General features: G+C 75.3%; 4 protein-coding genes. All 4 read left to right on the top strand.

Annotation, left to right across the window (positions count from 1 at the left end):
• Positions 1–167: 167 nt before the first annotated feature.
• The 4 genes from G6039_RS18025 to G6039_RS18010 all read left to right on the top strand — a co-directional run bounded on the left by G6039_RS18025 (position 168) and on the right by G6039_RS18010 (position 7,001).
• A complete protein-coding gene (locus tag G6039_RS18025; RefSeq protein WP_029545579.1) occupies positions 168–2,642 on the top strand; it encodes a LuxR C-terminal-related transcriptional regulator in 2,475 nt (824 codons plus the stop codon).
• Positions 2,633–4,156 carry a hypothetical protein gene (locus G6039_RS18020; protein ID WP_029545581.1) on the top strand — a complete coding sequence of 508 codons (1,524 nt, stop codon included), beginning with the start codon at positions 2,633–2,635 and terminating at the stop codon, positions 4,154–4,156. Before G6039_RS18025 ends, G6039_RS18020 begins: the two co-directional genes overlap by 10 nt.
• A 92-nt stretch (positions 4,157–4,248) precedes the next feature.
• Entirely contained in the window at positions 4,249–5,577 is a 1,329-nt protein-coding gene (locus G6039_RS18015; protein ID WP_029545583.1) for a S1 family peptidase, read from the top strand.
• A 122-nt stretch (positions 5,578–5,699) separates the two neighbouring features.
• Positions 5,700–7,001: a S1 family peptidase gene (locus tag G6039_RS18010; RefSeq protein WP_029545585.1), complete on the top strand. Its 1,302-nt coding sequence runs from the start codon at positions 5,700–5,702 to the stop codon at positions 6,999–7,001.
• The last annotated feature ends 162 nt before the right edge of the window (positions 7,002–7,163 follow it).

The raw sequence follows: 7,163 nt of genomic DNA, 5'->3' as shown, positions 1-7,163 counted from the left end.
CGCCCGCGCCGTCCCCGAACTACGGCTCGCAGGTCGGTGACGCGCTCGGCGGCGCCGGTCAGGGTGCCGGCGCGGTCCTCGACGGCACCGGCAACGCGGTCGGCGGCGTCGTCGACGGGGTGGGTGGTGCCGTCGACGGCGTCGGCGGACTCCTCGGCAACTGACCGATGCCGCAGCCCACCCCCCTGCCGCGCGACGTCGCGCACGCCGTCGCCGCGACCCCGCCGCGGCTGCTGCTCACCGGTCCCGCCGGCAGCGGCAAGTCCGCATTGCTGTCCTCGGTGCGGCAGACGCTCGCCGGCCGGGGCCTCACGGTCGGAACCGATCCGCGTTCCCCCGCGCCGGCGGCGCTGGTGGTCGACGACGCGCACACCCTGCCCGCCGAATCGGTCCTCGCGCTCGCCGAGCAGGTGCGGCGCGGCGAGCGGCCGGTGGTCGTCGCGACGGAGCCGCGGCCGCACCGCAGCGATCTGCGGGCGCTGCTGTCCGCGTTCGGCGCGCACTCGGCGCTCGTCGAACTGCACCCCCTCAGCCCGCGCGAAATTGCCGGTCGCGCAGCAACTCTCGGTCTCACCCCGCGCCCGGAACCGATCCGCGCGGTGCACCGGCTGACCGGCGGCGCCCGCGACGTCGTCGACGCGGCCCTCGCGGCGTTGCGCGACGGCACCGATCCCCGGCGGGCCGCCGCGGCCCGCGTTCGCGACCGCCTCGGCGGCGGCGACCCCGACCTGCCCCGGGTCCTGGTCCTCGCCGGCCTCGGCGGCACCCTCGACCCGCTCGAGGTCGCCACCGTCCTCGGCGTCGACGCGGACCGCGCCCGCGAGCTCGTCGACGCCGCGCGGGCCAGCGGCCTGCTCACCGTCGACGGCGACGTCCCGATCCCCGCGGCCGCCGCGGTGCCCGCCGCCGTCCTCGGGACCCACGCCGTCCGCACGCTGGCGCACCGGCTGGCGGCGCTGCGCCTCGACGCGGGGCTGCTGACCGCGGACGCCGCCCGGGCTCTCGCCGAGGCCGGGGTGGCCGACGCCCGCCTCGCCGCCCTTCTCGTGACGCTCGCCGACGCGGCCGAGCCCGCGCAGGCCCGCACGCTGTACGACGCGGCGATCCGTGCCGGCGCCGACGCCGATGCGCTGGACGTGCGCCGCGCCGAGGCCGCCGGGCTCGCCGGCGACCTCGCCACCGCCGGACAGCTCACCGACCGTCTGCTCGACCGGGCCGGTGCCCTGCCCGCCGGCGAGCTGGCCGCCGCCACCCGCATCGCCGCGACCGTCGCCGCGCGCCGCGGCATGCTGGGGCGCAGCGCGGATCTGTACGAGTGGCTCGGCCCCGAACGGGCCGGCGCCGACGCGCCCATCGCCGCGACGGTGCTGCTCGCCGCGGGTCGCCCGGGCACCGCCGCCCGGTTCGGCACAGAGGCCGCGGCGCCGACGTCGTCCGCGGCGGCCGCGCAGCTGCTGGCCGCGGGCCTGCGCGAGTCCGTCGGCGGCGACGGGCGCGTCGCGATGAACACCCTCACGCGGGCCCTCTCGGTGCACGGGGCGGCCGACCGGACGCGGCTGCTGCCCGACACCCCGGAGGCGATCACCGCGCTGCTGTGCCTGCACTCCGGCGAACTCACCCACGCCGGCGCCGTGCTCGGCCGCGCCACCGCGGCGCCGTCCGTGCGGCACCGCCTGCTCGCGGCGTGGACGGCGCTGATCGGCGGCGACCTGCCGGCCGCGACGGCCGCCGCCGACGAGTTCACCCCCCACGCCACCGAGCAGCGGGACCTGCTGTTCCTGCACGGGCTGCGGGTGGGCCTGGCCCGCCGCGGCGGCGACGTCGGCGCGCTGACCGCCGCCTGGACCGCGGCGCAGGGCGTGGTGGCCGAGTACTCGGTGGACCTGCTGAGCCTGCTGCCGCTCGGCGAGTTGTGGCTCGCCGCGGTCCGGCTCGGCGAGGCCGACCGCATCGCCCACCTGGTCGGTCAGGCCCAGGATCTCCTGACGACCCTCGACGAACCGCCGCTGTGGGGCGCGACGCTGCACTGGTACGGGGTGCAGGCGGCCATCGCCGCGGACCAGCCCGCGGAGCTGCTGCCGCACGCCCGGGCCCTCGGGGCGGCGGCGGAGACCACCGCCTACGCGGCCGCCCTGGCCCGGGCCGGGCAGGCCTGGCTGCGGGTGCTGCAGGGCGATGCCGACCCCGCGCGCGTGCAGGCGGCCGCGGAATCGCTCGCCGCGATCGGCCTGCCGTGGGACGGGGCGCGGTTGGCCGGCGAGGCCGCGCTGCGCGTCGACGACACGGCGACGGCGACGGCATTGCTCCAGGTCGCACGGGCCGTGCGGCACCCGTCGGCCGCGCCGCGCACCGCCGCGCCCACGCCCACGCCCGCGGCCGACGCACCGGCGGCGCCGAGCCCCCTGTCGGACCGGGAGGCGGAGGTCGCCGACCTCGTCGTCGCCGGCCTGACCTACCGCGAAGTAGGGTCGCGCCTGTACATTTCCGCGAAGACTGTCGAGCATCACGTCGCGCGCATCCGGCGGCGGCTCGGCGCCGGCTCGCGATCGGAGCTCATCTCGATGCTCCGTGCGCTCGGGCACGGCGCCGAGGTTCGGCAACCGGCAACCAGTGGGAACGGGGGGATTTCTGCATGTCCGTAGGCGTGGGCCTGAGAGTCGGCACCATCGTGTCCGCCGTGGCCGTCACCTCCGCCGAGGGCATCCGTCCCGACCCCGAGCCGGTCGAACGCCTCACCCGTCTGCACCTGCACTCCGACGGCACGGCAACGCTCGGCGTCCGTGACCCCGGCGCCGCCGACGAGTGCAGCTCCTTCTCCGGCTTCGTCGACCGAGTGGGCGAACCGGCCGGGGTGCGCGCCGAGGACGGCGCCCTCTCCCGCGCGGAGGACCTCGTCGCGACCGCGATGGAATGCCTGCTCGCCGACGCCGCACCCCTGGTCGGCGACGCCCCGGCGACCGTCGCCGCCGCACATCCCACCGCATGGTCGCCGGCGACCGTGGCGGTGCTGCGCAATGCTCTCGACTACGTCGGGCTGCGGCACGTCACCCTGATCTCCGACGCCGAGGCCGTCGCGGCCTGGTTCGAGTCCCGGGTCGCACAGCAGAGCGGCCGGCTCGTCGCCGTCTATCACCTCGACGCCGGCGGATCGACGGTGACGCTCGTGCGGTCCGGTGTCGCCGCGGGCCGCTCGTTCCGTTACCCCGAGGGGGACGCCCCGTCGGTACCCGCGCAGCTGTCGGCCGCGCTCGGCGCGTTCGGCTGGCTCGTCAGCAACCTCGACGCCGTCGTGATCAGCACCGAGGAGCCGGTGGACCCGTCGGCGGCGCAACTCGTCGCGCAGACAGTGAAGGCCGGTATGGGCGTGCGGTGCGTGCTGCCGCCGCAGCCGCAGCACGCGGTGGTGCGGGGCGCGGCGCTCGCCGCCGCGGCCGGTTCCGCGGACATGCTCGGCGCCACCCGGATCATGCCGGCGGTCCGCACCGGCGCCGCGGCGCGCACCCAGCTCGACCCCGTCGCCCCCGTCGAGCCGCCCGTCGCGGCCACGGCCCCCGTCGAGGCGGCCGGCACTGTCACAGAGGCCGGCACTGTCGCAGCGGTCGGCACCGAGGCGGACGCGGTGCCCGGGGGCCCGGACCGGGCTCCGCACAACCGGCTGGTCGTCGGCGGCGCCGTCGCGGCGGCCGTCGCGCTGCTCGTCGGGATGGGCGCCCTGGTGTTCTCGCTGCGGGACACCCCCGCGGACACACCCGTGCGGGAGGCGGGCGCCGCCTACGAGTCGCTGTCGAGCGCGGTGCAGGTGCCCCCGAGCACCGGCACCCCGACCAGTACCACCACCACGACGACCGCCCCGGACGCGGCGCCGGCCACCGTCGACTCCGGGCTCGTGGCGCTCACCCCCGCCCCCGGCACCGCCGCCGAGGCCGCGCCGCCGACCACGTCGGTCCGGGCCACGATGTCCCGGCCGGCCCCGTCCACCACCACGCGGTCGACCACGGTCGCACCGACCACGAGCGAGGCCACCCGCGAACGGGACCGGCCCGCCCGGACGACGACCCCCACGACCGTCGCGCCGACCGGGACGTCAACGTCGACGCCCCCCGAAACCACGGAACCGGACCCAACGGACACGACCGGTTCCGAGGCGGCAGGGTGACCCTCCCCGTCCCGTACGCTGTCACACGGTTGTGTCCGCTTCCGCGGCACGACCGCGCACGAAACCCGTCAACCCATTCTCGAAGGGCCCCCATGCGTCACTCGTCGGCGTCGCGCGCCGCTGCTCGTACCACCGTTCGCCGTGTCGTCGTCGCGGCGGCGTCGGCACTGCTGCTGGCCGGGCCGCTCGCTGCGACCGCCCACGCCGCCCCGGCCGACCAGCTGCCCGCGGATCAACTGCCCGCCGAACTCGTCGAGGCCATCAGCCGCGACCTGAAGATCAGCGCCGACGAGTACCTCGCGCGATCCGAACGCGCGCAGGAACTCGCGGACTACGCGCGCAGCTTCCGTGCCGAACGGCCGGAGGACTTCGCGGGGGCATGGCTGGGCACCGACGGCCGGCCCGTCGTCGCGGTCACCAACCCCGACGCCGCCCGGCAGGCCGAGAACGACGGCTACCACGTCACCGTCGCGCCGGTGTCCGCGGACGGGCTCGAGCAGTCCCTCGCCGAGCTGAACCGCTGGGTCGCCGCGCTCCCCCGCGAACTGTCCTCCCAGGTGAACGCGACGTCGATCGACGTGTTCAACAACCGCCTGATCGTCGACATCGCCAACAGCCCGGCCGGCCGCGCCCTGAACCTGCCGACGCTCATCGCCAACGTCCAGGTCATGCTCACCCCCGGCCAGCCGCCGAACGAGCCGGGCCCGCTCGGCGGTGACACCTACATCACCGCCGACAGCGACATCCGTTCGACGCCGCTCGACCGCATCGGCGTGTGCTCGTTCGGTTTCAACGCCGTCGACGCCGACGGCGCGGCCGTTAACGTCACCGCCGGCCACTGCGACCAGATCGCCCGCGAGGAGGGCGGTTCCACCGTCTACCTGCCCAACCGGGAGAACATCGACGAGAGCCTGAAGATCGGGTCGTTCACCCGCTCGACCGTCGGTGTGGGCAGCACCCTGGACTACGGCATCATCGGCCTCGACCAGGCAGGCGTGGACGCCGGCCTGAACCGCCCCGTGGTGCGCGGCGGCAACGGCTCGACGCTGACCGTCACCGGCACCGCCGCGCCCGTCGCCGGCGCACCTGTGTGCAAGTCGGGCCAGTCGTCGTACTTCACGTGCGGGATCGTCGCCGCCGACCGCGTGGAGACCCAGTTGGTCAGCGCCGACGGCACCAGCACCACGATTCGCGGATTCGCGACGACCGCCTGCACCCTCTCCGGCGACAGCGGCGGCGCCATCGTCACCGGCACCCTCGCGCTCGGCGTGATCAGCGGCTCCAACAGCTCCGGTGCCCCGGACTGCGTGGAGGCCAACCTGGTGCTCGCCCCGCAGGGCGGCACGTCCAGCCTGGGCATCGCGGTCCGGGACATCGAGGCCGAGACCGGCGTCCGGGTGCGGACCGCCGCCGCGGCCTGACGACGCGCCGCGCGGCTGGGTGTTCGCGCGGCCGACCCCATATGATCGTCCAATCCAGCACCGGTCCATCCCTGGGCCGGCATCTTCGTGCCCCGTCGCGGAGATCAACGAGGAAGGCATCCATGCGACGCTCCTTCGCCCGTCGAGCAGCGGTCTACGGTTCGGCAGCGCTCATGCTGCTCGGTCCTGCCGCCGCCATCGCCCAGGCCGACCCGGCCCCGATCGAGGCGACGGCGCTGCCGAACGAACTCGTGGAGGCGCTGGCCAGGGACCTGCAGATGAGCCCCGAGCGGTACCTGACGGATGCCGCCCGCAGCCAGGAGCTGGCCCGCTTCGCCGAATCGGCGCGGGAGAAGTTCGCGGCCGTATTCTCCGGCGTGTGGCTGGACCCCGAGGGAACCCCGAAGGTGGGGCTGACCGAAGGCGAGGGCTACGACACCGCCCGCGAGGCCGCCGAGGAGGCCGGATTCACCGTCGAGGACACCGACCGCACCGAGACGCAGCTGCGCGACGAACTGAAGGCGCTGAACGACTGGCTGGCCACGCAGCCGCCCGCCGTCGCCGACCTGGTTCGCGGCGTCGCCATCGACGTCGTGAACAACGATGTCGTGCTGCGCACCGAGAACGTCGCCGGGATTCAGCTGCCCAACTTCCTGCAGGGTGCCCGGGTGCTGTTCGCGCCCGCGCCGCTCGTCCCGGAGCCCGCCGCCGGCGAACTGCAGCCCGTCGCAGACCTCGCCGCCCCGCAGGCCCTGTTCGGCGGCGACGCCTACGCCGCGCTCGGCGCCGGCGAGGGATTACGCTGCTCGCTCGGCTTCAACGCCGTCGACGGCTCGGACCGGCCGCTCAACATCACCGCCGGGCACTGCGACCCGAACCGGCTCTCGGCCGGCACCCAGTTCGCGTCGAAGGTGTACCAGCTGATCGGTGAGGAGCTCGGCCAGCACCTCGGCACCTTCGAGAAGACCCGTTTGGACGGCCATGATTATGCGCTGATCCGGCCCACCGGCGAGGCACAGTCCCGTTTCGAGAACAACGGCGTGCGGGTGCCCCTGGCCGCGCCGCTTACCATCACCGGCGTCGCCGAACCGGTCGCCGGTGCGCCCGCCTGCAAGTCCGGCATCCGCTCGGGCTACAGCTGCGGGGTGGTCACGTCCGTCGGCCAGACTGTCGACGTCGGTCACCGCATCCTCGAGGACGGCTTCTCGACCAACTTGTGCGCCCTTCAGGGCGACAGCGGCGGCACCATCGTCACCGGCACTCTCGCCCTGGGCATCTCCAGCGCATCGAACGTCGGTCAGTTCGGCATGTGCGAGGTCGCGGGGGTGGTCAGCGGGCTGATGGGTGAGGCGCCGGAACTCTTCGCCACCCCGATCGGCGTGATCCTCGCGGAGAACCCCGGGCTGCGCGTGCGCACCTGGTGATCGTCGCTCCCTGAGAGTCCACGAGGGCCCGCCTCCGACCGGAGGCGGGCCCTCGTGCTGTGCGGCGTGTCGCGCCGGGTGACGAGTTCGGGTGGCCGACCGCGAGATCAGGATGCGTGTGTCCGACGACCGGAGCGACGGAAGCAACGTGGACCGCTGCCT

The organism is Rhodococcus aetherivorans (assembly GCF_011058165.1).
GTDB classification, from domain to species: Bacteria; Actinomycetota; Actinomycetes; order Mycobacteriales; family Mycobacteriaceae; genus Rhodococcus; species Rhodococcus aetherivorans.
The sequence above is the reverse complement of the archived record's forward strand: the minus strand, read 5'-3'. Positions and strand labels throughout refer to the sequence as shown.